Origin of the sequence: Roseovarius confluentis (genome assembly GCF_002917925.1) — a bacterium.
Lineage (GTDB): Bacteria > Pseudomonadota > Alphaproteobacteria > Rhodobacterales > Rhodobacteraceae > Roseovarius > Roseovarius confluentis.
In genome coordinates, this window is the sequence record NZ_PPFE01000001.1 from 586,627 (window position 1) to 612,078 (window position 25,452).

The window sequence follows — 25,452 nt, forward strand, 5'->3', positions numbered from 1 at the left end:
CGGCGCTTTCCACCAAGGACCAACCGCATGATCCCCTCGACCTATCCCGACCAAGCCGAGATCGCCCGCCTAACCGCCCGGATGCTGCTGGAGATCGAGGCCGTGCACTTCAATGCCGATGAGCCCTTCACGCTAGCGTCGGGCCTGCCCAGCCCCACCTATATCGATTGCCGCAAGCTCATCTCCTTCCCGCGCATCCGCTCCACCCTGATGGATTTCCTGACCATCACCGTGATGCGCAATGCGGGCTTCGAGGCCTTCACCAACATCGCCGGGGGAGAGACCGCCGGCATCCCCTTCGCCGCGCTGGTGGCGGAACGCATGGCCCTGCCCATGACCTACGTGCGCAAAAAGCCCAAGGGCTATGGCCGCAACGCCCGGATCGAGGGCGCGATGACCGATAGCGATCGCGTGCTCCTGGTCGAGGATCTGACCACCGATGGCGGCTCCAAGCTCAGCTTCGTCGACGCCATCCGCGACACCGGTGCCACCTGCGGGCACACCGCCGTCATCTTCTATTACGGCATCTTCCCCGAAACTGAACAGACGCTGGGCGACCACGGCGTGGCGCTGCATTACCTCTGCACCTGGCGCGACGTGCTGGCCGAGGCGCGCGCCCAGGGCAGCTTTGACGCCGCCACGCTCGACGGCGTCGAATCGTTCCTCGACGATCCCCGCGCCTGGCAGGCCGCCCGAAGCTGACGCACGCCTGAGTCGCCCCTGTGCGGCCGCCGCAGACGCCGGTTTGTGAAAATTTTTTATCGTTGTGCTGACGCAACGGTAACTCGCCTCCGTCACACGAGCCGAACGATATCTTGACGCAACGCCTTGCCTGGGGGCAATATATTGTAGGGTCTGGATATCCACAGCGTATCCACATAAACATACCAGTTGCCACCGCGCAGGCCCGCTCGCTAAGAGACCAGCCTACGGGGACAGGCACGGCAGCGACACCGCACCGCAACCCGGGATCAGAGCAGTACGGGGGATAAAATGAGCGAAGTTGCGACCTTCAATGCGTCCGGCACACCGGCCGCCCCGGATGCGCAGACACCGGAAGCCCTGCCGCATTCCACCGAGGCCGAACAGCAGCTTCTGGGCGCGATCCTGACCAACAACGACATTTACGACCGTGTCGCCAACCTGATCGGCCCGCAGCATTTCTACGATCCGGTCCACGCTCGCATCTACGAGACCGCCGCCGCCCGCATCGCCAAGGGCAACCTCGCCTCGCCGGTCACGCTGAAGACCTTCCTCGAAGACGATGAGGGTCTGAAGGAACTGGGCGGCCCCGCCTATCTCGCCCGCCTCGCCGGTGCCGCCATCTCGGCCTTCGCCGCCCGCGACTACGCCCAGATGATCTATGACATGGCCATCCGCCGCGAGCTGATCGGTCTTGGCAACGACATCGCCGGCAAGGCCCAGCGCGCCGAGGTCGATCTCGAACCCCGCGACCAGATCGTCGAGGCCGAACAAAAGCTCTATAAGCTCAGCGAACAAGGCCAGTCCGAAACCGGATTTCAAAGCTTTCTCAGGGCCGTAACCGACGCTGTTAATGTCGCGAACGCCGCCTATCAGCGCGACGGCGGCCTTGCCGGCATCTCCACCGGGCTTGTCGACATGGACAAGAAACTGGGCGGCCTGCACAAGTCGGACCTTCTCATTCTCGCCGGGCGCCCCTCGATGGGGAAAACCTCGCTGGCCACCAACATCGCCTTCAACATCGCCAAGGCCTACAATCGCGGCACGCTGCCCGACGGCTCCGAAGGCGCGGTCGAGGGCGGCGTCGTGGGCTTCTACTCGCTGGAAATGAGCGCCGAACAGCTGGCCGCCCGTGTCCTGTCCGAGGCCGCCGAGGTGCCATCCGAACAGATCCGCCGCGGCGACATGACGGAAACCGAATTCCGCCGCTTCGTCGAGGCCGCCAAGACCCTCGAATCCTGCCCTCTCTACATCGACGACACGCCCGCCCTGCCCATCTCCCAGCTGGCCGCGCGGGCCCGTCGGCTGAAGCGGACGCACGGGCTGGACGTGCTGATCGTCGACTACCTTCAGCTTGTCCGCCCCGCGTCCGCAAAGGACAGCCGTGTGAACGAGGTCTCCGAGATCACGCAAGGCCTCAAGGCCATCGCCAAGGAACTCGACATCCCCGTGATCGCCCTGTCGCAGCTGTCGCGCCAGGTCGAATCCCGCGAGGACAAGCGCCCGCAGCTTTCCGACCTGCGCGAATCCGGCTCGATCGAACAGGACGCCGACGTCGTGATGTTCGTTTTCCGCGAGGAATACTACGCCGAGCGCGAGAAACCCTCCGACGACAAGCTGGAAGAGATCGCCGCCTGGCAGGAACGCATGGAGCGCCTGCACGGCCGCGCCGAGGTCGTCATCGGCAAACAGCGTCACGGCCCCATCGGCACCGTCGAACTCAGCTTCGAAGGCCAGTTCACCCGCTTCGGCAACCTCGCCAAACCGTGGCAGCAGGACGGCACCGAATTCTGAGCCGGCGCTTGGTCCGCCTTAGGGCTTGACCCCCCGGCCCATCCAGTCAAAACCACAGCCCATGAGTAGTTCCGGCAAGCTTACCATCGACCTAGACGCGCTGACAGGCAACTGGCGCGCGCTCGACGCGCAGACCGCCGTGGAAACCGCCGCCGTGGTCAAGGCCGACGGCTACGGCCTCGGCATGGCCCGCGTCGCCCGCGCCCTGGCCCGCGCGGGGGCCAACACTTTCTTCGTCGCCATACCCAAGGAAGGCGTGGAACTACGCCAGGCGCTCGGCCCGAAACCCGACATTCACGTCTTTTCCGGCCACATGGCCGGCGACACCGACATGATCTCGGACCTGGGCCTCACGCCCATGCTGAACACCACCGATCAGCTGATCCGCCATCTCGAGGCGCTGCCCGGCCACCCCTTCGGCATCCAGCTCGATTCCGGCATGAACCGGCTGGGGATGGAGCCCGCCGAATGGGCCGCCGTGCGCGACACGGTACTGGCCGCGAACCCGGTGCTGCTGATATCGCACCTTGCCTGCGCGGACGAGCCCGACCACCCGATGAACGCGCAACAGCTTGCCTGCTTCAGGGAGATGACCGACGGCACCGGCGTGCCGCGCTGCCTCGGTGCCACCGGCGGCGTGCTGATGGGGCCGGACTTCCACTTCGACATGACCCGTCCGGGCATTGGCCTTTACGGCGGCCTGCCCTTTTCGGGCGCGCAGCCTGTCGTCACGCTCGACCTGCCGGTGATCCAGACCCGCCACCTGGAACCGGGCGAGACCGTGGGCTACGGCAATACCTTCACGGCCACGCGCGAAACCCGCATCGCCACCGTGTCCGCGGGCTATGGCGACGGCATTCACCGCATCATGGGCCCCAAGACCGTGCTTTACGCCGACGACACTCCCTGCCCGGTGGCGGGCCGTATCTCGATGGACTCGATCTCGGTCGACATCACGGATCTCGGCTTTGATCCCAAGTGGCTCCGTATCCTGGGCGCGGAGCAGACCGTCGACGACCTCGCCGACAACGCCGGCACCATCGGCTACGAGATCCTGACCGCGATGGGCGCGCGCTACGACCGGCTCTATACCGGCGGATGAGCCTGGTCCTGTCGCCCCTCGCCGCGCTCGGGCGCAACACGCTGGCGGCGCTGGCGATGCTGGGGCGGATCACGCTCTTCGCCCTCTCGACCTTCAGCCACATCCTGCGCCCGCCCTACTACCCGCGAGAGGTGTTCAACGCGCTGATGCAGGTGGGCTGGCTGTCGCTGCCCGTGGTGGGCCTCACGGCCATCTTCACCGGCGGCGCGCTGGCCTTGCAGATCTACTCCGGCGGCGCGCGTTTCAACGCCGAGGCCGTGGTGCCCCAGATCGTCGCCATCGGCATGGTGCGCGAACTGGGCCCCGTCTTGGTCGGCCTGATGATCGCCGCCCGCGTCACGTCCTCGATCGCCGCCGAAATCGCCACCATGAAGGTGACCGAGCAGATCGACGCGCTCGTCACCCTATCGACCCACCCGATGAAATACCTGGTCGGCCCCCGCGTGCTGGCCGCCCTCGTCACCGTCCCGCTGCTGGTCGGCGTGGGCGACATCATCGGCATCCTGGGCGGCTACACCGTGGGCGTGCAGAACCTCGGCTTCAACGCCGCCACCTATATCCAGAACACCGTGGATTTCCTCGAACCGCTCGATATCGTCTCGTCCCTCGTCAAGGGCGCGGTTTTCGGCGTCATTGCCGCCGTCATGGGCTGCTACTACGGCATGAACTCGGGCCGCGGCGCGCAGGGCGTCGGCCGCGCCACAAAGGGCTCGGTCCAGGCCGCCGCCATCCTCATCCTCGCCGCCAACTTCCTGCTGACGGGGGTGTTCTTCTCGGTATGATCGAGCTTTCGGATGTTCATAAGTCCTTCGGCGACAACCACGTCCTGCGCGGCGTGAACCTGTCGATTCCCAAGGGCACGTCGATGGTCATCATCGGCGGCTCCGGCACCGGCAAATCCGTGGTCCTGAAATGTATCCTCGGCCTCATCCAGCATGACAGCGGCCTGATCACCCTCGACGGCCAGGACGTCACCAAGGGCGACCGCGACGCCTTCCTCGCCCGCTTCGGCATGCTCTTTCAGGGCGGCGCGCTCTTCGACTCGCTACCCGTCTGGCAGAACGTCGCCTTCCGCCTTTTGCGCGGCTCGCTCAAGCGCCCCTGGGCGGAGGCGCGCGAGATCGCCATCGAAAAACTGCGCCGCGTCGGCCTCACCCCCGAGCAGGCCGACAAGTACCCCGCCGAACTCTCTGGCGGCATGCAGAAACGCGTCGGATTGGCCCGCGCCATCTGCGCCGAGCCGGAAATCATCTTCTTTGACGAGCCCACCACCGGCCTCGACCCGATCATGTCGGGCGTCATCAACGAGCTGATCCGCGAGATCGTGGTCGAGATGGGCGCGACCGCCATGACCATCACCCACGACATGACGTCGGTGCGCGCCATAGCCGACAACGTGGCCATGCTCCACGGCGGCAAGATCCGCTGGACCGGACCGGTCTCCAGCATGGACAATTCCGGCGATCCCTATCTGGAGCAGTTCATCACCGGCTCCGCCGAGGGTCCGATCGAAGCGGTCCGCTAACCGCCCGGCAAAACTTTTCTGAAAAGTTTTGCCAAAAGTCTTTTCAAGACTTTTGGTGCATCGACGCAGAGCCCGCCACGCTCCATCCCGTTTTCCCCTTACGCCGCGCTTGCCATAGCGACCCGGCCCTCCTAGCTCTGGACCATTCCAGTAAAAGGCCATTCATGCTCAAATACCTCAACCTGACCCTGCTGGTCCTTTTTCCCGTCGCCTGGTTCGCCCCGCTGATGCGCGCCGGTCTCCTGCCGCTCTTCGGCCTTTCCGAGATTTCCGTCATCACCGGGCTTCAGTCCCTCTGGGACAGCGACGTCTTTCTCGCCCTCATGGTCACCTTCTTCGCGCTCTTCGCGCCCTACGTGAAAACCATCGGTCTCGCCCTGATCCATTTCGGCCTCCTGCGCCGCAAGACCCTGCCGGCGCTGCAAATCCTCGGCAAACTCGCCATGGCCGACGTCTTTCTCGTGGCCCTCTACATCACGCTGACCAAGGGCATCGGCGTCGGCCGGATCGAGACCGCCTGGGGGCTTTACCTCTTCACAGCCTGCATCCTCGCCTCCATCGCCATCGGACATCTCACCGAAAAAGGTGCTAAGCGTGCGGGAACCAATACGAATTCCAGGGCGTTGCCCGATGAATAAAGGCCGTTGCAGGTCCATGCCTGTCCTGATTTCCCGAAAATTTCAGTAGGCGATTTGCAAAAATCGGCGTAAACTTGCCGATATTGCATTGGCAACACTTTCTGGGGGGAAGTGATGACCGACACCATTCGTTCGATTTTTTTAATCGCCCAAGTCTTTCTCAACCGCCTTGCCGTGGCCGTTTTCGCCCTGGCCGCGCTTGCACTGGCCCTAGCGACCATCCTCGCCGCGTTCGGCATTCTGCCCTGGCTTGAGTTTCAGGTCAGCTTCGGCGGGCAGATCTATGAAAACGCCGGACAAATTGCACAGATCGGCCTGACCGTTCTCGCCGTTCTCCTGTGCTTTTACCTGCCCACCAACGCCCGCGTCATGGCGCTGGAAAACTCGCACCGCCGCTTTCACATGAACATGCATGACGTCACGCAGGCCTATTCCGCCGCGCATGCCGCCGACCGGGCCGGCATGTTCCGGATCCAGTCCGAGTTCGACGCCGTACGAGAACGCCTCGCCTACATGCGCGAGCATCCCGACCTGGAATCGCTGGAGCCGCAGATCATGGAGGTCGCGGCCCAGATGTCCTACATCAGCCGCGACTTGGCCGAGGTCTATTCCGACGACAAGGTCGACCGCGCCCGCGCCTTCCTCAAGCAGCGCCAGCAGGAGGTCGAGCAGTTCAACAAGCGTCTCGACCACGCCAAGGCCGTCGGCGTCCGGCTCAAGCAATGGGCCCAGGATGTCGATATGGAGGAAAGCGTCGCGGTCAGCCAGCTTGAACGCCTGCGCGACGACCTGCGCCCGATCCTGCCCGAACTGGGCTACGAGGAGGTCTCCGGCCTGGACGGCACCGTGGTCGGCCTGCCCCAGCGCGCCGCCGAGTAACCGCCGCGCGAGTGCCGCAACGCGAAGGCGTTTGACCGCGCCCCGCGCTTGGGGCATGACCCCGCCATGGGAAAAACCGCCTCCTTCACCTGCACAGCCTGCGGCGCCGTCCACTCCAAGTGGTCCGGCCGCTGCGACGCCTGCGGCGAATGGAACACGATCATCGAAGAGGCCCCCCTGTCCGCCGGCCCGGCCTCCAAGTCGCTCGGCGCCAAACGCGGCAACGCCATCGCGCTCAGTGACCTCTCCACCGCCGAAGCGCCCCCGCCGCGCACCCATTCCGGCATCGCAGAGCTTGACCGCGTCCTCGGCGGCGGTCTCGTGCCCGGCTCGGCGACGCTGGTGGGCGGCGATCCCGGCATCGGCAAGTCCACGCTGCTGCTGCAGGCCGCCGCTCGTTTCGCCCAGGCCGGCCTGCAAACGGTCTACGTCTCGGGCGAAGAGGCCAGCGCCCAGGTCCGCATGCGTGCCCAGCGCCTCGGCCTTGGCGACGCGCCCGTGAAACTGGCCACCGCCACCGCCCTGCGCGACATCATCACCACGCTCGACCGCGACACGCCCCAGCTGGTCATCATCGATTCGATCCAGACCATGTGGGCCGACAATGTCGACAGCGCGCCCGGCTCGGTCGCGCAGGTCCGCGCCGCCGCGCACGAGCTTGTCACCTTCGCCAAGCGCAAGGGCTGTTCCGTCATCCTGGTGGGCCACGTCACCAAGGAAGGCCAGATCGCCGGCCCGCGCGTCGTCGAACACATGGTCGATTCGGTGCTTTATTTCGAAGGCGAGCGCGGCCACCAGTTCCGCATCCTGCGCGCGGTCAAGAACCGCTTCGGCCCCGCCGACGAGATCGGCGTGTTCGAGATGACGGGCAGCGGCCTCGCCGAGGTCCCCAACCCCTCCGCGCTCTTTTTGTCGGGCCGCGGCGACCCGTCGCCCGGCTCGGTCGTCTTCGCCGGCATCGAGGGCACCCGCCCCGTGCTGGTGGAAATGCAGGCGCTCGTCGCCCCCACGCCCCATTCCCAGCCGCGCCGCGCCGTGGTGGGCTGGGACGGCGCCCGCCTCGCCATGATCCTCGCCGTGCTCGAGGCCCGCTGCGCCGTGCCCTTCGCGGGGCTCGATGTCTATCTCAACGTCGCCGGCGGCATCCGCATTTCCGAACCCGCCGCCGACCTTGCCGTCGCCGCGGCCCTTCTCAGCGCGCGCGAAGACACCGCTTTGCCCGCCGACTGTGTCCTTTTCGGCGAAATCTCTCTGTCCGGCGCCCTCCGCCCGGTGTCCCAGACAGAAAACAGGTTGAAAGAAGCCGCAAAACTTGGTTTTAGCTCCGCAATCATTCCCGCCGGGGGCAAGACCGGCGGAACGGGGGGTCTGTCGCTCAACCAGATCAGCGACCTGACCAGCTTCGTAGGTGAGATTTTCGGCGCCGGGTAGCGCGCCCAACCAAAGGTAAAACAGGACGCGCTCATGGAAGGCTTCACCATCATCGACGGGATCGTCGCGCTGATCATCGTGCTGTCGGCACTCCTCGCGTATTCGCGCGGCATCGTGCGCGAGCTTCTGGCCATCGCCGGCTGGATCGTCGCCGCCATCCTCGCTTTCCTCTTCGCACCGCAGGTCGAACCGCTGGTCAAGGAAGTCCCCGTGGTGGGCGATTTCCTCGCCGACACCTGTGCTCTCTCCATGCTGGCCGCCGCGGCGGCGATCTTCGCCGTCACCCTCATCGTGACCTCGCTCATCACCCCGCTCTTCTCCTCTGTCGTGCAACGCTCTGCCCTGGGCGGCATCGACCAGGGCCTCGGGTTTCTCTTCGGCGTGGCGCGCGGCATCCTCCTGGTGGCCATCGCCTATTTCGTCTACGAAACGGTCGTCACCAGCCAGGATATCGAGATGATCGACGACAGCCGCTCGGCCCGCGTCTTTGCCCAGCTCACCTCAAAGGTCGAGGACGGCAACCCCGAACAGGCCCTGGGCTGGATCACCCAGAAATACGAGGACCTGGTCAGCGCCTGCGACGCCCCGGCGGACCCCGTCGACCCGCAGCCCACCGAGACCGGGCAATAGGCGCCGCTTGCCTTCCGCCCCCCTCTTCGCGGCGATCCTGATCGCCGTCTGCGGCTCCTTCATCGCGATGCAGGCGCCCATCAACGCGGCGCTCAGCAAAAGCATCGACAGCACGCTGGCGGCGGCGACCATCTCCTTCGGCGTGGGCTTTTTCATCCTGCTCGTGATCACGCTCCTCTCCGGCGAAGGTCCCGGTCTGGCCCGCATCCCCTCGGTGCCGAAAGTCCTGCTGATCGGCGGTGCGCTCGGCGCCGTCTACGTTTGGGCGGCGCTTTGGGCCGTGCCCCTTCTGGGCGTGCTGACAACCACGACGGCCCTGATCCTCGGCCAGATGGTCGCAGCCCTGCTGCTGGACTATTTCGGCGCCTTCGGCCTCGCCCCGCGCGACGTGTCGCTGCAACGCGTGGTCGCGGCCCTTCTGGTCGCCGCCGGTGCGATCCTGTCGCGGTATTGACGCCCCCCAATCCCGTGCGGCGCCCTTTCATCGTTCTTCAAATACTCAAAATTGCCCGGCCGGGATCAGGCCATCGCCCCGAAAAACCGTCGCCCAATCAACACGTCACGTCACGACATCAGATTTTACATGATAGTTTCGTGACATATCCCCCGCGAGCCACTATCTAGAGGCTCAAGCGTCCACGGATTCGGAGCTGCCCCTTGTCCGACAAGCAAATGCCCCCTGCCCATCCTTTCGACTTCGACGCGGTGCGCGACACCGGCGACGAGGACAAACTGCGCGAGGAGTGCGGCGTCTTCGGGGTGATCGGCGTCACCGACGCCGCCAATTTCGTCGCCCTCGGCCTGCACGCCCTGCAACACCGCGGGCAAGAGGCCGGCGGCATCGTCAGCCACGATGCCGAGGAAGGCTTCAACTCCGCCCGTCGATTCGGCTACGTGCGCGACAACTTCACCCGGCAAAGCCTGATGGAAACGTTGCCCGGCCCGCTTTCGATCGGGCACGTCCGGTATTCCACCGCGGGCGGCAAGAACCCGGTGATCCGCGACGTGCAGCCTTTCTTCGGTGAATTCGCCATGGGTGGGGCCGCGATTGCCCATAACGGCAACATCACCAACGCGAACGCGCTGCGGCGCGAACTGATCGAGCGCGGCTCGATCTTCCAGTCGAATTCCGACACCGAGTGCATCATCCACCTGATGGCCCGCTCGCTGCAACGCAATATTCCAGAACGCATGGAAGACGCCCTGCGCCGCGTCGAGGGCGCGTTTTCCATCGTCGCCATGACCCGCACCAAGCTCATCGGCGTGCGTGACCCGCTGGGCGTCCGCCCGCTGGTCCTGGGCCAGGTCGGCGACGGCTGGGTGCTCAGCTCCGAGACCTGTGCGCTCGACATCATCGGCGCCCGTTTCGTGCGCGAAATCGAACCGGGCGAGATGGTCGTCATCAACGAGAACGGCGTCGAAAGCCACCGCCCCTTCCGCCCGCGCCGCTCGCGCTTCTGCATCTTCGAACATGTCTATTTCTCGCGCCCCGATTCCATCATCGGTGGCCGATCGGTCTATGAAACCCGCCGCCAGATCGGCGTGGAGCTGGCCAAGGAAAGCCCGGTCGACGCCGATCTCGTCTGCCCGGTGCCCGATTCCGGCACCCCCGCCGCCATCGGCTATAGCCAGGAAAGCGGTATTCCCTACGCCATGGGCATCATCCGCAACCAGTACATGGGCCGCACCTTCATCGAGCCGACAGAGCAGATCCGCAACATGGGCGTTCGGCTCAAGCTGAACGTCAACCGCGCCCTGATCGAGGGCAAGCGCGTGATCCTCGTCGATGACAGCGTGGTGCGCGGCACCACCTCGCGCAAGATCAAGGAGATGATCCTCGACGCCGGCGCGGCCGAGGTGCATTTCCGCATCGCGTCGCCCCCTACGGCCTGGCCCTGCTTCTACGGCGTCGACACACCCAACCGCGAGAAATTGCTGGCCGCCACCATGTCCGAGGACGAGATGCGCGACCACCTCGCCGTGGACAGCCTCAAGTTCATCTCGCTTGACGGTCTCTACCGCGCCGTGGGCGAGGCCAAGGGCCGCGACACAGGCTGTCCGCAATATTGCGACGCCTGCTTCTCGGGCGACTACCCGGTGGAACCTTCCGACCAGATCGAAAAGGGCTTCGAACTGAAGGCGGCGGAATAACGAGGCCGCCTGCACCGGCTTGTAAGCGTCCCTCCGCCAGTCTGATGCTGCAACGCAGCGCCATTCCGCCGATGCTTGAAAACCTGGGTTTTCATTGCCCCGAGTCGCCCTTAGGGCCTGCGCGTTCACCCGTGCAACGCAAGCAGGCAAGAAATGGCATCCGAGACCGACACACCCCGCGAAACACTCGAGACGGCGACCGACAAGAACGCGCTCCCCTCGGGGCGCCTCGCGCTGCTCGGAACCTTCATGAAACCCGATGGCGACCGGGCGCTCATCCGCACCGCCTCGGGCAAGATCGCGACCGTCACCAAGGGCACCACGATCGGCAACGCCAAGGTGATCGCCATCGAGGAGGGCAGGCTCGTGCTCATGCGCGGCACCAACACCACGACGCTGGAAATGCCGCGCGGCTGAGGCTTGACCGCACCCGGTCCGACAGGGCACACGCCCGACATGGACGATACGCCGCTTCGCTACCGCCCGCATCATTTTCTCTGCTCGCTGGGATTCCAGGGCAAGGGCTATTCCGACGCGTTCACCGCCAACATGGCCCGCATCGTCGACGACCGCCTGCGCGCGCCCGGCGGCAATGACGTGGCGATCGAGGTCGTCGGCGCCACCGACGACATCTGCGCGCCCTGCCCCAAGCGGCGCGGCACGCTCTGCACCTCGCAAGCCAAGATCGCCACGCTCGACACCCGCCACGCCGGCGCGCTCCGCCTTTCCGTCGGCACTTGCCTCACGTGGGGCGAAGCCAAGCAGCGTATCAAGGCAAACGTCCTGCCCGGCGCCCTGACGCAGCTCTGCGCAGGCTGCCAATGGCTCGACCTCGGGCTGTGCGAAGCCGCTCTGAAAAAGCTTCACGAAAGCGCCTGAGCCGTTTTCTACTCAGGAAACACCCCGGAAAATACGCATTTTCCGGCACAGAATTTGCGCAAATTTTGCCCCGCCCAAACGCAAAGCGCCGCCCCGATCCGGGACGGCGCTAGAAAACTCTTGTCCGTCGGATCTTAGCCCTTGCGCGCCTGCAACGCCTTCCAGCCGCCCCAGACGACCATCGCCGCGATCACGGCCTTGACCGCGTCACCCAGCAAGAACGGCGCCATCCAGCCGGCCCAAAGGTCGGGCATCGTCGTGCCCATCACCATTGCCGGCCATGCCAGCCCGGGCACATACAGAAGCGCCGAGATCGCCATGGCGATCACCGCAGTCGACACGACACCCCGCGCCAGACCCTTTTCCACGGCCAGACCGGCCAGGAACGCCATCGCTGCAAAGCCAAAAAGGAAACCAGCCGTCGGCCCCATCAGCGCCGCAACCGAGGCACCGTTGGCAAAGACCGGCAGGCCCATCGCGCCATAACCCAGGTAGGTGACCAGCGTCGCCAGCCCCAGCTGCGAGCCGAAGGTCAGCCCGACGATCAGGATCGCCAGCGTCTGCAATGTCATCGGTACCGGGAAGAACGGGATGCTCACCTGCGCGGCCATCGCGATGAACAGCGATCCGCCGATCACCAGCCCCAGTTTTTTCGTCAGACCTTCGTGGCCGATCACGGCCTTGCTCAAAACGGTATCCGCCATGGCGCTGTCCTTTCCTGTCTCGTTTCACCCGCCTTTCTTGGCGCCGCGGCACCAAGTGTCAAGACATTATAACGCCCGGCTCTCCCTATGACACATCGACGAAAGGCTGGGCGCGCGCCCGCGGCACCATCCCCGACGCCAGGCGTCGGCCCGACGCTTTACACTTGATATTGCCCGGCCGGGATGAGATTTGGCAGGGCATGGAAAACGCACCCTCTCGCAAACTGGCCCTGGTGACCGGCGCCTCCCGCGGCCTCGGCGCGGCCCTCGCCCAGGCGCTTGCCCCGACCCACCACATCGTCGCCGTGGCCCGCACCACCGGCGCGCTGGAAGAGCTCGACGACCGCATAAAGGCGCAGGGCGGCGACGCGACGCTTGCGCCCATGGACATCAACACCGAGGCCGCCATGGCCCAGCTCTGCCGGTCGATCTACGACCGCTGGGGCGCGCTCGACCTCTGGGTGCACACGGCCGTTCACGCCGCCCCGATGACGCCCACGCACCAGATCGACGCCAAGGACTGGCGCAATTCGCTCAACACCAATGTCGACGCTGTCGCCCGCCTGATCGGCTTTGTCAGCCCGCTTCTGGGCGAGACCGGCCGCGCCGTCTTCTTCGACGACCCCCGTGCCGGACAGAAATTCTTCGGCACCTATGGCGCCACCAAGGCCGCCCAGATCGCGCTGGCCCGCAGTTGGCAGGCCGAGACCGTCAAACTCGGGCCGAAGGTGCAGGTGCTCGACCCCGGCCCCATCGCCACCGCGACCCGTGCCCGGTTCTTCCCCGGCGAGGACCGCGACGCCCTGCCCACCGCCCCCGACGTGGCCGCGCGGCTACTGCCCGAGATCCTGTAGCACCCGACAGGCTTGGTCGCGCCCATCCGGCAAGTGCCGGCACACGGGCCTGTCTCCTTGGAAAACCGGTGCGCAAACACGCCAGATAGCCCTGTTGCACGGGCGGCAGACCCATTGCGCCCCAAACAGATACCTCATAAAAACCACGACTTGCCTGTTTCTTGCGGAAATTACTGCGTTTCCCTGAAACTTTCCGCCAGCCCGTTCCGTCTGTTCGTTCGCGGGGGCGCAGAAAGACAGGAAACCACGGATGCGCATTCTTATCAGTGTTCTGACAAAACGCAGCCGACAGGCTGAAGCACCGGCCGAAGAAGCATCGTCGCGGATCACACGCGACGAGATCGCCAGCCTTTTCGCCGCAGAGCTCAGCTACTGAGGTCAGCGGCCTGCCTCTCACAGTCCTGACGCGGCGAAGGCATAGACACAACATTCGATCCGATTAAGCCTTGGAACACGCGCGTCAGGATGCGTGGCGTCCCGGTAATTGCAGGCTTTTTCCGGTCGAATGTATTTACAGTTGCATCCGCCCCGCCCCGGCTTTTTCTTGCCAAAAATACTCCCTCCAACACCCGCCACCTGATGCCACGCCCGGACGTTCTGTTGCCCTCCGGACGCGGCCCCGTACAGCCCATATCCCGCACAGCCTGCAGCGCTTGCTCCCTGACCACAGCCCCGCTACACAAGGCGAAACGCCGCCAATCCGACACACCGGCAGGAGCAGCCCCTTGCGCATTCTCATCACCAATGACGACGGTATCTCGGCCCCCGGCCTCGCCGTTCTGGAAGAGATCGCGACCGACCTTGCCGGCCCCTCGGGCGAGGTCTGGACCGTGGCACCGGCGTTCGAGCAATCGGGCGTCGGGCACTGCATTTCCTACACCACCCCGATGATGGTCAGCCAGATGGACGAGCGCCGCTTTGCCGCACAAGGCTCGCCCGCCGACTGCGTGCTGGCCGCCGTGCATGACGTGATGAAGGACGCGCCCCCCGACCTGATCCTGTCGGGCGTGAACCGCGGCAACAACGCGGCCGAGAACGCGGTCTATTCCGGCACCGTCGGCGCCGCCATGGAGGCGGCGCTGCAAGGCTTTCCCGCCGTCGCCCTCAGCCAGTATTACGGCCCCCGCAACCGCGATCTCGACGACAAGTTCGAATCAAGCCGCCAGCATGGCCTTGCCACCCTGCGCACCCTTCTGGACAAGGGCGTCTGGACGCAGGACGATTACGGCATCTTCTACAACGTGAACTTCCCGCCCATCCCCGGCGCCGAGGTGCAGGGCGTCCGCGCCTGCCGCCAGGGCTTTCGCCGCGACATGGGCTTCGGCGTGCAGCCTACCACCTCGCCGTCCGGGCGCCGTTTCCTGTGGGTCACCGGCGCACCGCAGGGCGAGCCCACCGCCGACGGCACCGATGCCGACTGGAACCTCAAGGGCTACATCTCGGTCACGCCCATGCGCGCCGACCTCACCGCCCATGACGCCCTCGACGCGCTCAAGGCGATCGAATGACGCTGATGACCGAGGATGCCGACGATATCGCCGAACGCAAGATGCAGTTTCTCTTCGCGCTGCGCTCGCGCGGGGTGACCGACAAGCGCGTCCTGTTGGCGATGGAAAAGATCGACCGCGGCGCCTTCGTGCGCGGCCATTTCGCCACCCGCGCGTACGAGGACATGCCGCTGCCCATCGCCTGCGGCCAGACCATATCGCAGCCCTCCGTCGTCGGCCTGATGACGCAGGCGCTCAAGGTCACGCCCCGCGACAAGGTGCTGGAGGTCGGCACCGGCTCCGGCTACCAGGCCGCGATCCTCAGCCAGATTGCCCGCCGCGTCTATACCATCGACCGGCACAAGGCGCTGGTGGCCGACGCCAGCACCATATTCCAGGCGCTGGACCTGACCAACATCACCGCCCTGACCGCCGATGGCAGCTTCGGCCTGCCCGAACAGGCCCCCTTCGACCGCATCCTGGTGACGGCCGCGGCCGAGGATCCGCCCGGGCCGCTCTTGGCGCAGTTGAAAATCGGGGGTATCATGGTGGTACCCGTGGGGCAGTCCGACGCGGTACAAAGCCTGATCCGGGTCACAAGATCCGAGACGGGCTTCGATTACGACGAACTGCGCCCGGTGCGTTTCGTGCCCCTGCTCGAAGGGTTGGGCCGGGACTGACAGGACAGGACAGAACCACAAGGCCGGGACCGCCCCGGTCACCGCTTTGATCCCCGGGCAACAAGGGGACCGAGATGAGGACAAGATCGAGATGAGCCACTTCAAGACCCCCATGCGACCCCTCGTTTGCGCCGTGGCGCTGCTGGCCGTGGCCGGATGCGACAATTTCGACATCGACATGCGCGACGGCGGCCCGGGCACCGCCGAGGCCGCGCGCAACGCCAGCGCAAACCGGCCAAACCCCGACAGTCGCGGCATCATCTCCTACCCGAATTACCAGGTGGCCGTGGCCCGCCGTGGCGACACGCTGCAAAGCCTCGCGCGCCGCATCGGCGTCGACGTGGGCGAGTTGTCCCGCTACAACGGCATTCAACCGGGCGACACCCTGCGCGACGGCGAAATCATCGCCCTGCCCGGCCGCGTTGCCGAACCCGCCGGTGGCCCGCTCACGCCGCGCCCCGGCGTCGACATTGCCTCGGTGGCCGGGAACGCGATCGAGAATGCCAGCTCGGGCCGCACCAGTTCCAACCGCACCCTCGACCGTGGCCAGTCCGGCGTCGAGCCCGTCCGCCACCAGGTCCAGCGCGGCGAGACCGCCTTCACCATCGCGCGGCTCTACGACGTTTCCGTGCGCAGCCTGGCCGACTGGAACGGCCTCGGCACCGATTTCGCCGTCCGCGAAGGTCAGTACCTGCTGATCCCCGTCGCCGTGCCCGACGCCAAGCCCGCGCAGGTCCAGACCACGGCTCTGGAAACCACCTCTCCCGGCCAGGGCAGCCCCACCCCCACGCCGCCCTCGGCGGCCCAGCCCTTGCCCGAGGAAAAGACCGTTGCCGCCGCCAAGCCCGTGGAAAGCACCGCCGCCCCCGACCTAGGCGGCAACACCGCCAGCGCCAGCAGCAATGCCCGCATGAGCTATCCGGTGAAGGGCGACATCATCCGCGAGTATTCCAAGGGCAAGAATGACGGCATCGACATCGCGGCACCGGCCGGCACGCCCGTCCGCGCCGCCCGGTCCGGCACCGTGGCGGCCATCACCAAGGACACCAACGGCGTGCCGATCATCGTGGTCAAGCACGACCAGAACCTGCTGACGGTCTATTCCAACGTCGACAAGGTAAGGGTATCCAAGGGGGACAGCATCTCCCGTGGCGGCCAGCTGGCTTCAATCCGCACCGACGGCTCCGCAGCCCTCCATTTCGAGGTGCGCGAAGGCTTCGAAAGCGTCGATCCGCTGCCCTACCTGCAATAGGCGCATTACGCCCGGTCGCGCCTCGGATAGAGCAATAATTTCCGAGATATTATTGCGCCACTCGCAACAACAGGACCCCACCGTAGGGTGGGGTTCCACCCCCCACCGCGAAACAGATCAAAACAGGCACAGCTTCCGGCCCGTTTCACAGTTCCAAAAATACTCAGGAAAACCCTACAGGCTCACGCCCCGCCGTCCGGCCAGATCAGTGAAATACTGCCACGCCACCCGGCCCGAGCGCGACCCGCGCGTCGCCTGCCACTCGATGGCCTCGGCCCGCAGCGTGGCGTCGTCGATCTCGACCCCGTAGGCGTCGCAATAGCCCCGGATCATCGACAGGTACTCGTCCTGGTCGCAGGGGTGGAACCCCAGCCACAGCCCGAACCGGTCCGACAGCGACACCTTTTCTTCCGTGGCCTCGCTGGGGCTGATCGCGCTCGACCGCTCGTTCTCGATCATGTCGCGCGGCATCAGGTGTCGGCGGTTCGACGTGGCATAGAACACCACGTTCTCGGGCCGCCCCTCGATCCCGCCATCCAGAACCGCTTTCAGCGACTTGTAATGCTGGTCATCATGGCCAAAGCTCAGGTCGTCGCAGAACAGGATGAACCGCGCGTCGCTCTGCCGCAGGATGTTCAACAACCGCCCTACGCTGGGCAGGTCCTCGCGCTGCAACTCCACGATCTTCAGGTCCGGCCCCTCGGCTCGCACGGCGGCATGCACCGCCTTCACCAGGCTCGATTTGCCCATCCCCCGCGCGCCCCACAAGAGCGCATTGTTGGCCGGCAGCCCCTTGGCGAAATGGCGCGTGTTGTCCAGAAGCGTGTCGCGCGAGCGGTTGATCCCCACCAGCAGGTCCATGTCCACCCGGTTCACGTCCGGCACGGGGTGCAGCCGGTCGGGCTCCACATGCCAGACAAAGGCATCTGCGGCGTCGAAATCCGGCGCCTCCATCGGTGCCGGGCGCATCCGCTCCAGCGCGGCGGCGATCCGTTCCATCGGGTCTGTGGTCATGTCTTGCTCCGGTCTTCATCCAGATCGTCGAGGTCGCCCGCGTCGTCCTCGTCATCCGCGTCGAACTCGGCCTCCATCGGATCGACCTCGTCGTCATCCTCGAACCATACGCCCTCGGCGCGCAACTTCTCTTCACGGGTCTTCTCAACCCGGCGCACAAGGAAGATGGAAATCTCGTAAAGTCCGTAAACCACGGTGAACAGGATCAGCTGCGTCACCACGTCCGGCGGCGTCACGAGGGCGGCCAGAAGCAGGATGCCGACCATCGCGTATTTGCGCACCGCGCCCAACCCTTCGGCGCTCACCAGCCCGGCCTTGCCCATCAGGGTCAGAAGCACCGGCAACTGGAAACAGATGCCAAAGGCCATGATGAATTTCAGCGTGATATCAAGGCTCTCGTTCACCTTCCCGAAGAAGGTGATGCGCAGACCGTTATCCGTCTCGGGCACGACCGCGCCCAGATTTTCGGGCACCACGGGCAGGTTCGGGTCGGCCACCGTCTCCACCTCGCTAACCGATCCGGTCAGCAGGTTGGCAAAGATCGAACTGACATCCGCGAACCCTAGGAAAAAGTTCATCGCCAGCGGCGTCACCACGAAATGCGCGAAGGCCGCGCCCAGCAGGAACATGATCGGCGAGGCAATGATGAAGGGCAAAAACGCCGCCTTCTCGTTCCGGTACAGTCCCGGCGCCACGAACCGCCACATCTGCGCCGCGATCACCGGAAACGCCAGCATGAAGCCGAACACCATCGAGATACGGAAAAGCGTGAACAGGTATTCCTGCGGGCTGGTGTATTGCAGCGTCGGCGACGGGTCGCCCAGCGTCCGCAGCGTCGCCTCGATCGGGCCAAGCAGGAATTGCAGGATCGGCTCGGCCACCGCGAAAGCCAGGATGATCCCCACGAGGAACGCTAGCACAGAGCGGATAAGCCGCGTGCGCAACTCCGCCAGATGCTCGATCAGCGGGGCCGAGCTCATCTCGATGTCGTCGTCGTCGGTGGCGCTCATGCAGGTTTATCCGAGGCGGGCTTCTTCGCAGCCGGTTTCTTCGCAGCCGGTTTTTTCGCCGGCGCCTTGCTTGCAGCCGCCTTTTTCGGCGCCGCCTTCTTGGGCGCGGGTTTGGCCCCGGATTTCGGCGCTGCCTTTTTCGCGGGCGCTTTCTTGGGCTGCGCTGCCTTGGCCGTGCTGTCCGTCTTCGCCGCCGCAGGTGTCGGCTTCGCAGTCTCGTCCTCGGCCTTGGCCTTGGCCGCTTCTTCCGCCGCCTTGCGTTCCTCGGCCATCTCGGCCGAACGCTTCGAGATCTTGTCGACCATCGCCTTGCGGTCGTCGTCGAACTCGGCCCGCTTGGGCTCGGGCCCGGCCATGGTCTTGGCGGTGAAGCTGTCGGTCGATTTCTTGACCTCGTCCATCGCCGCGCCCATCGGGTTCGTGGCCGATTTCAGGGACTTGGACACCTCGTTGACGCCCGCCTCATCCGCCGCGTCGTTCATCGCCCGGCTGAATTCGCGTGCCATCTGCTTGGCCTTGCCCACGAACCGTCCCACGGTCCGGAACATGCCCGGCAAATCCTTTGGCCCCACGACGATCAGCGCGACGATGCCGATCACCATGAGCTCGGTCCAGCCCAGGTCGAACATTCTGAAGCGTTAAACCTTGTCTTTTTCTTTGCCGTCTTCGGGCGTGACGTCCCGGGCCGAATCCGCAGCGTCGTTGCTGGCGTCCTCGACTTCCTTGTTTCCTTCCGCGACGCCCTTCTTGAACGAGGTGATGCCCTTGCCCACCTCACCCATCAGCGACGAGATCTTGCCGCGTCCGAAAAGGACCAGCACGACCACCGCAATCAGCAAGAGCCCCGGAAGGCCGATGTTGTTCAGCATGATATGTCTCCCTTATCCCGGCCCCGTTTCTGAGGTCCCGCAGGATGTACGTCAACCGTATCTAAGCGGTTGCGCCGCCGGTTGGAAGAACCAATCCGCCGCAGAGTCCGGGTTTTTCCACAGCAGAGCCAGAAAATTCGAATCTTCTGGCTCAATTTTTGCGCAAAAATTGACGCCTAGCCTGCCCGCCGCGCCGAAGCGAAGACCGTGGCGCATCCGATCAACAGCACGACCACGCAGATCGCCAGCAACTGTTCGTACTTGTGCCACTCCGCCAGCGGTGTCGGCGCGAACACCGCGCCCCTTGCGAAATAGGCCACCGCCCCTGCCATCGCCGCCGCGAAACTGACCGAGAAGGCCCAGACAGGCACCCGCCGCCCCATCACCAGCCCGGCCAACAGCACGGGCGTCAGGAACAGGCTCGCGGTGCCGCTGACCGCCACCGCGTCAAAGAGGCTCTGATTGTCCCACAGCGTCAGCGCGGCCCCCGCCAGCATGAAGCCCACCATCGCCATGCGCCCGCCGGCCAGCGTGCGCGGCGCAAGCCCCAGCTCGTCCACCATCAACCGCGCCGCACTGGCCAGCGCGGAATCGAGCGTCGACAGCGCACTGACCAGCAGCGAAACCAGCAGCGCCACATAGACCCAGACCGGGAACATCCCCGCCCATGTCCCCAGCAGTTCACCTTCGTATTCCGCGCCCCGCAGCGCCGCCTCGATCCCGAAAAAACCGAAGCCCACGATGCAGAGAAACGAGATCCAGAAGGCGTGCAGGAACGACGCGCGAGTCGTTTTCTCATCGGCAAGGAATCCGCGATCCATCATCACCGGGTCATGCACCGGGTAGGAAAACACCTGCAGGAACGCGACCAGCAGCAACACCTGCCCATTCCACGCCCCGCTCGCGCCCTCGGACGTCAGCACCGCGCCGATATCGAACCCCGGTGCAGTTACCAACGCCACGAAGGCCACGCCGAAAACCACTATGAAAACAAGCATCTGCACCACGTCCGTGCGCAGCGCCGCGCTCAACCCGCCCCAGGCGCTGTAGGCCAGGCCCAGCCCCGCCACCAGCAGGATCGACGCCTCGCGCGCCATGCCGACGTCCGGCAGGGCCGCGGCAAAGATCAGGCCGACGACCAGCAGGTTTGCGAACACCTCCGACAACAGCCGCAGTGCGATGACGATGTTGTAAAGCGTCGTGCCCGTGCCGCCGAACCGCCCGCGCAACCAGTCCTGCACCGAGCCGGCCCCCTCGCGCCGCAGGCGCGCCACGACGAAGCCGCCGGTCAGGAACGAGCCATAGTAGGCCGCATAGGCCAGCACGCCCCAGATCCCGTAGAAATACCCCAGGATGGCCGAGTTCATCAGCGACCGGGCAAAGATCCACGTCGTCACCTGGCTCAGCACCAGCACCCACAGCGTCGGCGCCCGCCCGGCCACGCTTGCGCCCCCGAAGAACCCTTCGACCGTCGCGCGGCGCGGGGTTACCAATAGGCTCGCCACCAGAACGAGCCCGAAAATGGCAATGATGGCAGTGGTTTGCATGGGCGCCGCTCCTCTTCGGTCCAAGTCTCGAACCGATAGCAGCGCCCCTGCACCCGCGCCAGACTCTTCGCGCATCCCGACGCGAACGTGATCGCCCGTGTGCGCGACTATTACATCGTGGCGTTGATCGCGCCGCCATCCAGCAGGATGTTCTGCCCCACGATGAACCCAGCGTGCTGGCTGCACAGGAACGCGCAGCTTGCGCCGAATTCCTCGGCCGTGCCATAGCGCCCGGCCGGGATCGTCGCCGCCCGCTGCGCACGGGCTTCGTCGATGCTGATCGACTGCGCCTCGCTCACGCCCTTGTCCAGCGAATCAGCCCGGTCCGTTGCATGAATGCCAGGCTGCAGGTTATTGATATTCACACCTTTTCCCGCAACCTGCCGCGCCGTGCCCGCAACGTACCCGGTCAGCCCCGCACGCGCCGAATTGCTCAGCCCCAGCACCGGGATCGGCGCCTTCACGCTTTGCGAGGTGATGTTCACGACCCGGCCCCAGCCGCGCTCCATCATCCCCGGCACCAACGCCTTGATGAACGCGATGGGCGTCAGCATGTTGGCATCCAGCGCCTTGATGAAATCCTCCCGGTCCCAATCCGTCCACTTTCCCGGTGGCGGGCCACCTGCGTTTGTCACAAGGATATCAACGCCTTCCGCGGCGCTTATCACCTTCTTCTGCCCTTCCGGCGTGGTCACGTCACAGGCCACGGTGGTCACCTTTACGTCGAACTCGTCGCGAATGGCCTGCGCCGACACCTCCAGCGCCTCTTCCCCGCGGGCGTTCATCACCAGGTCCACGCCCGCCTCGGCCAGCGCCCGGGCACAGCCCAACCCCAACCCTTTCGACGACGCGCAGACCAACGCGCGTTTACCTCTTATTCCAAGGTCCATGATACAAACTCCCGATATTTTCGACCCCAGTTAGCACTCCCTCCCGCCAAAGGACCAGCAAATCCCCTGTTCGCGTCGCCATGTTGACCACATGACGCCATAATCCTACGCTACGCCACCCAAGCAGGCAGCGCAGGTCCGCCAACGGACCGCAACAGGACAAAGGAACAGCATGACCAAGGGCCCAGAGCGTCCGGCCTACGCCATCCCCGTCCTTCGGGCGGCGGATTTCACTGTCATCAACGGGGCCAACCTGGGCGATTCCATTTCCTTCGCGCACGAACTCGACCTCGACGACACCTATGACCTGCGCGTCGGCGCCCGCCTGCACCGCATGTCGCTGGCCCCCGGCGACGGCAATGCGCTCACCATCATGGACGGCTCCCGCCTTGGCACACCCGGCGCCACCGTCCATCTCGACAGCTGCCTGACAATGATGTCCGCCAACGGCCAGACCTCCGAGATCCTGATCCTGGTCGAGGTCGACGCCGCCGGCGACGTGGCCCAGGTCTATGCTCACCCGCTGGCCCAGCTGAAACCGCGCACCGGCTACAGCCTCGTGGGCATCGACACCGTCAACGCCCGCCAGAAATTCGCCGAAGTGGCCTGCGTTTCGTTTTCCAAGGGCACGCATATCACCATGGCCTCCGGCGCCCAGACCGCGATCGAGGATCTCAAGATCGGCGACCGCGTCCTCACCCGCGACGACGGCCCCCAGCCAGTGCGCTGGATCGGTCAGTCCACCGTGCGCGCCGTGGGCGAGTTCTCCCCCATCCGCATCCGCGCGGGCGCCATGAACAACACCGGCGACCTGCTGGTCAGCCCCGATCACCGATTGTTCGTCTATCAACGCTCCGACGCGCTCGGCGCCGGCCGGTCCGAGGTGCTGATCCGCGCCCGCCATCTGGTGAACGGCGACACCGTGGTGCAGGAGGATGGCGGCTTCGTCGAATACTACCAGCTGCTCTTCGACACCCACCAGATCATCTATGCCGAAGGCATCGCCGCCGAGACCCTGCTGGTCGACCCGCGCACCCGCGCCGTCCTGCCGCAGGATCTCAACGACGAACTCGCCCGCGCCCTGCCCCTGGGCGGGCACGGCAACCGCGCCCACCTGGAATTCGAGGTGAACGAGGCCGACATCCAGCCCGACATGGCCCGGCTACTCAAGGACGCCTCGACGCGCTGATCCGCCTCACACCTCCGAGTAGGTGTAAAAGAACTCCTCGCGCACGATCTTGCCATCCGCCACGGTGTAAATGCCGACCTCCTCCATGTCCGACACCTTGCCGGTCTCCGTCTCCTTGACCTTCGAGCGGAAGATCACCGCGAACCGGTCGTCGCCGTGCCACATCGGTCCGGCGACCTCGGCCTCCAGCATCTCCATCGCGCCTTCCCACCACTCGTGTTTTGCCCGGATCCCGTCCAGCCCGTGCGTCTCTCGGCCCTGCCCCATGTCGACGGCCTCAACCGACACCGCGTCGGCGGCGTAAAGCCGGCCCAGGTTTTCCTTCGCCCGGCCCTCGCGGCACCCGGCGACCAGTTCATTTGCAATCTCCATCATGCCCATCTGTCGAAACTCCCATTTCTGACGTTCACGTAATGTTCCAATGTTGCCACGCCGCAGCGTTCCGGTCCACTGGCGTTTCGATGCCGCAGGCGGTCTCTGGCCACATCCTGACAGCATCACCCTGGCACACCAAGATGACACCGACGCGATGCCACTCGAATACCGACGCGATACCGACGCCCGAATCTTGCACCCGCCCCGCGCCGCCTCTATAGCGTCGCTCATGTTGGATACCGTCCCAAATCGCCCCGATCTGCCGCCCGAAATCGCGCGGCGGCGCACCTTTGCCATCATCAGCCACCCCGATGCCGGCAAGACCACCCTGACCGAGAAGTTCCTGCTTTACGGCGGCGCCATCCAGATGGCCGGTCAGGTCCGCGCCAAGGGCGAGGCACGGCGTACCCGCTCGGACTACATGCAGATGGAGAAAGACCGGGGAATTTCCGTCTCGGCCTCCGCAATGTCGTTCGATTTCAACGACTTCCGCTTCAACCTCGTTGACACGCCCGGCCACTCGGACTTCTCCGAGGATACCTATCGCACCCTCACCGCGGTCGACGCCGCCGTCATGGTGATCGACGGTGCCAAGGGCGTGGAAAGCCAGACGCAGAAGCTGTTCGAGGTCTGTCGCCTGCGCGACCTGCCGATCCTGACCTTCTGCAACAAGATGGACCGCGAAAGCCGCGATACCTTTGAGATCATTGACGAAATACAGGAGATGCTGGCGATCGACGTGACCCCGGCCTCTTGGCCCATCGGCGTCGGCCGCGATTTCATCGGCTGCTACGACATGCTGCGCAACCGGCTGGAACTGATGGACCGCGCCGACCGCAACAAGGTGGCGGAAAGCATCAAGATCGACGGTCTGGACGACCCCAAGCTGGAGGACCACGTCCCCGCGCATCTGGTTGAGAAACTGCGCGAAGACGTTGAAATGGCCCGCGAATTGCTGCCGGATCTCAACCCGCAATCGGTACTCGAAGGCCATATGACCCCGATCTGGTTCGGCTCCGCCATCAACTCTTTCGGCGTCAAGGAATTGATGGACGGCATCGGCACCTATGGCCCGGAACCCCAGCCGCAATCCGCCGAACCGCGCCAGATTTCACCAGAGGAATCAAAGGTTTCCGGCTTCGTCTTCAAGGTGCAGGCCAACATGGACCCCAAGCACCGCGACCGCGTCGCCTTCGTGCGCATGGCCTCGGGTCATTTCAAGCGCGGCATGAAGCTCACCCATGTGCGCTCCAAGAAACCCATGACGGTTTCCGCGCCCGTGCTCTTTCTCGCTTCCGACCGCGAACTGGCCGAAGAGGCCTGGGCCGGCGACATCATCGGCATCCCCAACCACGGCCAGCTGCGCATCGGCGACACCCTGACCGAGGGCGAGGCCCTGCGCGTCACCGGCATCCCGTCCTTCGCGCCGGAACTGCTGCAAAACTGCCGCGCAGGCGATCCGATGAAGGCCAAGCACCTGGAAAAGGCCCTCATGCAATTCGCCGAGGAAGGCGCCGCCAAGGTGTTCAAGCCGACCATGGGCGCGGGCTTCATCGTCGGCGTCGTGGGGCAATTGCAGTTCGAGGTTCTGGGCAGCAGGATCGAGCTGGAATACGGTCTGCCCGTCCGCTTCGAGCCGTCGCAGTTCACCTCCGCCCGCTGGGTCCACGGCCCGAAAGAGGCGGTCGAGAAACTCGTCAACGCCAACAAGCAGCACATCGCGCTCGATAACGACGGCGACACGGTCTACCTCACTCGCCTGCAATGGGACATCGACCGCATCGAACGCGACTACCCGGACGTCAATCTGTCGGCGACCAAGGAAATGATGGTGTGACGGGCCTCTTCGC

General features: G+C 65.2%; 28 protein-coding genes. 20 read left to right on the plus strand and 8 right to left on the minus strand.

The features are described 5' to 3' along the window. Positions 1 to 27: 27 nt before the first annotated feature. From C2I35_RS02790 to C2I35_RS02850, 13 genes are all read left to right on the plus strand, one after another. A complete protein-coding gene (locus C2I35_RS02790; RefSeq protein WP_103761479.1) occupies positions 28 to 702 on the plus strand; it encodes an orotate phosphoribosyltransferase in 675 nt (224 codons plus the stop codon). Between the two features lie 291 nt (positions 703 to 993). Beyond that, a complete protein-coding gene (locus C2I35_RS02795) occupies positions 994 to 2,496 on the plus strand; it encodes a replicative DNA helicase (RefSeq protein WP_103761480.1) in 1,503 nt (500 codons plus the stop codon). Positions 2,497 to 2,557: 61 nt separating this feature from the next. Then, positions 2,558 to 3,598, plus strand: coding sequence for an alanine racemase (alr, locus tag C2I35_RS02800; protein WP_103761481.1), 1,041 nt, complete (start codon positions 2,558 to 2,560; stop codon positions 3,596 to 3,598). Beyond that, entirely contained in the window at positions 3,595 to 4,380 is a 786-nt protein-coding gene (locus C2I35_RS02805) for an MlaE family ABC transporter permease (RefSeq protein WP_211286102.1), read from the plus strand. The genes alr and C2I35_RS02805 overlap by 4 nt, the downstream gene beginning before the upstream one ends. Continuing rightward, the gene (locus tag C2I35_RS02810; RefSeq protein WP_103761482.1) at positions 4,377 to 5,123 is read left to right on the plus strand and encodes an ABC transporter ATP-binding protein; all 747 of its coding nucleotides are present in this window, start codon (positions 4,377 to 4,379) and stop codon (positions 5,121 to 5,123) included. Before C2I35_RS02805 ends, C2I35_RS02810 begins: the two co-directional genes overlap by 4 nt. A gap of 164 nt (positions 5,124 to 5,287) precedes the next feature. After that, the gene (locus tag C2I35_RS02815) at positions 5,288 to 5,761 is read left to right on the plus strand and encodes a paraquat-inducible protein A (RefSeq protein WP_103761483.1); all 474 of its coding nucleotides are present in this window, start codon (positions 5,288 to 5,290) and stop codon (positions 5,759 to 5,761) included. A gap of 114 nt (positions 5,762 to 5,875) precedes the next feature. After that, on the plus strand, positions 5,876 to 6,640 hold the full coding sequence (locus C2I35_RS02820) for a DNA repair protein (protein WP_103761484.1): 765 nt from the start codon (positions 5,876 to 5,878) through the stop codon (positions 6,638 to 6,640). A 66-nt stretch (positions 6,641 to 6,706) separates the two neighbouring features. Next, positions 6,707 to 8,071, plus strand: a complete 1,365-nt coding sequence (gene radA / locus C2I35_RS02825) for a DNA repair protein RadA (RefSeq protein ID WP_103761485.1) — start codon at positions 6,707 to 6,709, stop codon at positions 8,069 to 8,071. 33 nt (positions 8,072 to 8,104) lie between these two features. Continuing rightward, complete coding sequence (locus C2I35_RS02830; RefSeq protein ID WP_103761486.1) at positions 8,105 to 8,701, plus strand: CvpA family protein; 597 nt, start codon at positions 8,105 to 8,107, stop codon at positions 8,699 to 8,701. 7 nt (positions 8,702 to 8,708) lie between these two features. Beyond that, positions 8,709 to 9,155 carry a DMT family transporter gene (locus tag C2I35_RS02835; protein ID WP_245890370.1) on the plus strand — a complete coding sequence of 149 codons (447 nt, stop codon included), beginning with the start codon at positions 8,709 to 8,711 and terminating at the stop codon, positions 9,153 to 9,155. 218 nt (positions 9,156 to 9,373) lie between these two features. Then, positions 9,374 to 10,852, plus strand: a complete 1,479-nt coding sequence (purF, locus tag C2I35_RS02840; RefSeq protein WP_103761487.1) for an amidophosphoribosyltransferase — start codon at positions 9,374 to 9,376, stop codon at positions 10,850 to 10,852. Between the two features lie 153 nt (positions 10,853 to 11,005). Further along, positions 11,006 to 11,269: a hypothetical protein gene (locus C2I35_RS02845; RefSeq protein ID WP_103761488.1), complete on the plus strand. Its 264-nt coding sequence runs from the start codon at positions 11,006 to 11,008 to the stop codon at positions 11,267 to 11,269. 3 nt (positions 11,270 to 11,272) lie between these two features. After that, complete coding sequence (locus tag C2I35_RS02850; RefSeq protein WP_245890371.1) at positions 11,273 to 11,731, plus strand: DUF1284 domain-containing protein; 459 nt, start codon at positions 11,273 to 11,275, stop codon at positions 11,729 to 11,731. Positions 11,732 to 11,865: 134 nt separating this feature from the next. Here the strand turns inward: C2I35_RS02850 and C2I35_RS02855 are convergent, their stop codons facing one another. Continuing rightward, positions 11,866 to 12,435: a biotin transporter BioY gene (locus tag C2I35_RS02855; protein WP_103761490.1), complete on the minus strand. Its 570-nt coding sequence runs from the start codon at positions 12,433 to 12,435 to the stop codon at positions 11,866 to 11,868. Positions 12,436 to 12,635: 200 nt separating this feature from the next. Between C2I35_RS02855 and C2I35_RS02860 the strand changes: the two genes are divergently transcribed. The 5 genes from C2I35_RS02860 (at position 12,636) to C2I35_RS02875 (ending at position 16,708) form a co-directional block, all read left to right on the plus strand. Then, positions 12,636 to 13,289, plus strand: a complete 654-nt coding sequence (locus C2I35_RS02860; protein ID WP_103761491.1) for an SDR family NAD(P)-dependent oxidoreductase — start codon at positions 12,636 to 12,638, stop codon at positions 13,287 to 13,289. 250 nt (positions 13,290 to 13,539) lie between these two features. Next, the gene (locus tag C2I35_RS22570; protein WP_274592028.1) at positions 13,540 to 13,665 is read left to right on the plus strand and encodes a hypothetical protein; all 126 of its coding nucleotides are present in this window, start codon (positions 13,540 to 13,542) and stop codon (positions 13,663 to 13,665) included. A 349-nt stretch (positions 13,666 to 14,014) separates the two neighbouring features. Further along, positions 14,015 to 14,797, plus strand: coding sequence for a 5'/3'-nucleotidase SurE (surE, locus tag C2I35_RS02865; RefSeq protein WP_103761492.1), 783 nt, complete (start codon positions 14,015 to 14,017; stop codon positions 14,795 to 14,797). Between the two features lie 5 nt (positions 14,798 to 14,802). Further along, on the plus strand, positions 14,803 to 15,456 hold the full coding sequence (locus C2I35_RS02870; RefSeq protein ID WP_103761882.1) for a protein-L-isoaspartate(D-aspartate) O-methyltransferase: 654 nt from the start codon (positions 14,803 to 14,805) through the stop codon (positions 15,454 to 15,456). Between the two features lie 91 nt (positions 15,457 to 15,547). Further along, a complete protein-coding gene (locus C2I35_RS02875; RefSeq protein ID WP_103761493.1) occupies positions 15,548 to 16,708 on the plus strand; it encodes a LysM peptidoglycan-binding domain-containing M23 family metallopeptidase in 1,161 nt (386 codons plus the stop codon). Between the two features lie 174 nt (positions 16,709 to 16,882). Here C2I35_RS02875 and C2I35_RS02880 read toward each other — a convergent pair whose 3' ends face one another. The 6 genes from C2I35_RS02880 to C2I35_RS02905 all read right to left on the minus strand — a co-directional run bounded on the left by C2I35_RS02880 (position 16,883) and on the right by C2I35_RS02905 (position 22,038). Beyond that, positions 16,883 to 17,722, minus strand: coding sequence for an ATP-binding protein (locus tag C2I35_RS02880; RefSeq protein WP_103761494.1), 840 nt, complete (start codon positions 17,720 to 17,722; stop codon positions 16,883 to 16,885). After that, positions 17,719 to 18,732: a twin-arginine translocase subunit TatC gene (tatC, locus tag C2I35_RS02885; RefSeq protein ID WP_103761495.1), complete on the minus strand. Its 1,014-nt coding sequence runs from the start codon at positions 18,730 to 18,732 to the stop codon at positions 17,719 to 17,721. Before tatC ends, C2I35_RS02880 begins: the two co-directional genes overlap by 4 nt. Next, positions 18,729 to 19,361, minus strand: a complete 633-nt coding sequence (gene tatB, locus C2I35_RS02890) for a Sec-independent protein translocase protein TatB (RefSeq protein ID WP_103761496.1) — start codon at positions 19,359 to 19,361, stop codon at positions 18,729 to 18,731. The genes tatC and tatB overlap by 4 nt, the downstream gene beginning before the upstream one ends. Before the next feature lie 9 nt (positions 19,362 to 19,370). Continuing rightward, positions 19,371 to 19,601, minus strand: coding sequence for a twin-arginine translocase TatA/TatE family subunit (locus tag C2I35_RS02895; RefSeq protein ID WP_103761497.1), 231 nt, complete (start codon positions 19,599 to 19,601; stop codon positions 19,371 to 19,373). A 176-nt stretch (positions 19,602 to 19,777) separates the two neighbouring features. Then, entirely contained in the window at positions 19,778 to 21,148 is a 1,371-nt protein-coding gene (locus C2I35_RS02900) for a sodium:solute symporter family transporter (RefSeq protein WP_103761498.1), read from the minus strand. A gap of 110 nt (positions 21,149 to 21,258) precedes the next feature. Next, positions 21,259 to 22,038 (minus strand): SDR family oxidoreductase, encoded by a 780-nt coding sequence (locus C2I35_RS02905; protein WP_103761499.1) that lies wholly within the window; start codon positions 22,036 to 22,038, stop codon positions 21,259 to 21,261. Between the two features lie 172 nt (positions 22,039 to 22,210). On the opposite strand from C2I35_RS02905, the gene C2I35_RS02910 reads away from it, so the two are divergent. After that, positions 22,211 to 23,227, plus strand: a complete 1,017-nt coding sequence (locus C2I35_RS02910) for a Hint domain-containing protein (protein ID WP_103761500.1) — start codon at positions 22,211 to 22,213, stop codon at positions 23,225 to 23,227. A gap of 6 nt (positions 23,228 to 23,233) precedes the next feature. Here the strand turns inward: C2I35_RS02910 and C2I35_RS02915 are convergent, their stop codons facing one another. After that, entirely contained in the window at positions 23,234 to 23,608 is a 375-nt protein-coding gene (locus C2I35_RS02915; protein ID WP_103761501.1) for a nuclear transport factor 2 family protein, read from the minus strand. 223 nt (positions 23,609 to 23,831) lie between these two features. Here C2I35_RS02915 and C2I35_RS02920 point away from each other — a divergent pair, with 223 nt between their 5' ends. Then, positions 23,832 to 25,439, plus strand: coding sequence for a peptide chain release factor 3 (locus C2I35_RS02920; protein WP_103761883.1), 1,608 nt, complete (start codon positions 23,832 to 23,834; stop codon positions 25,437 to 25,439). Positions 25,440 to 25,452: the final 13 nt, after the last annotated feature.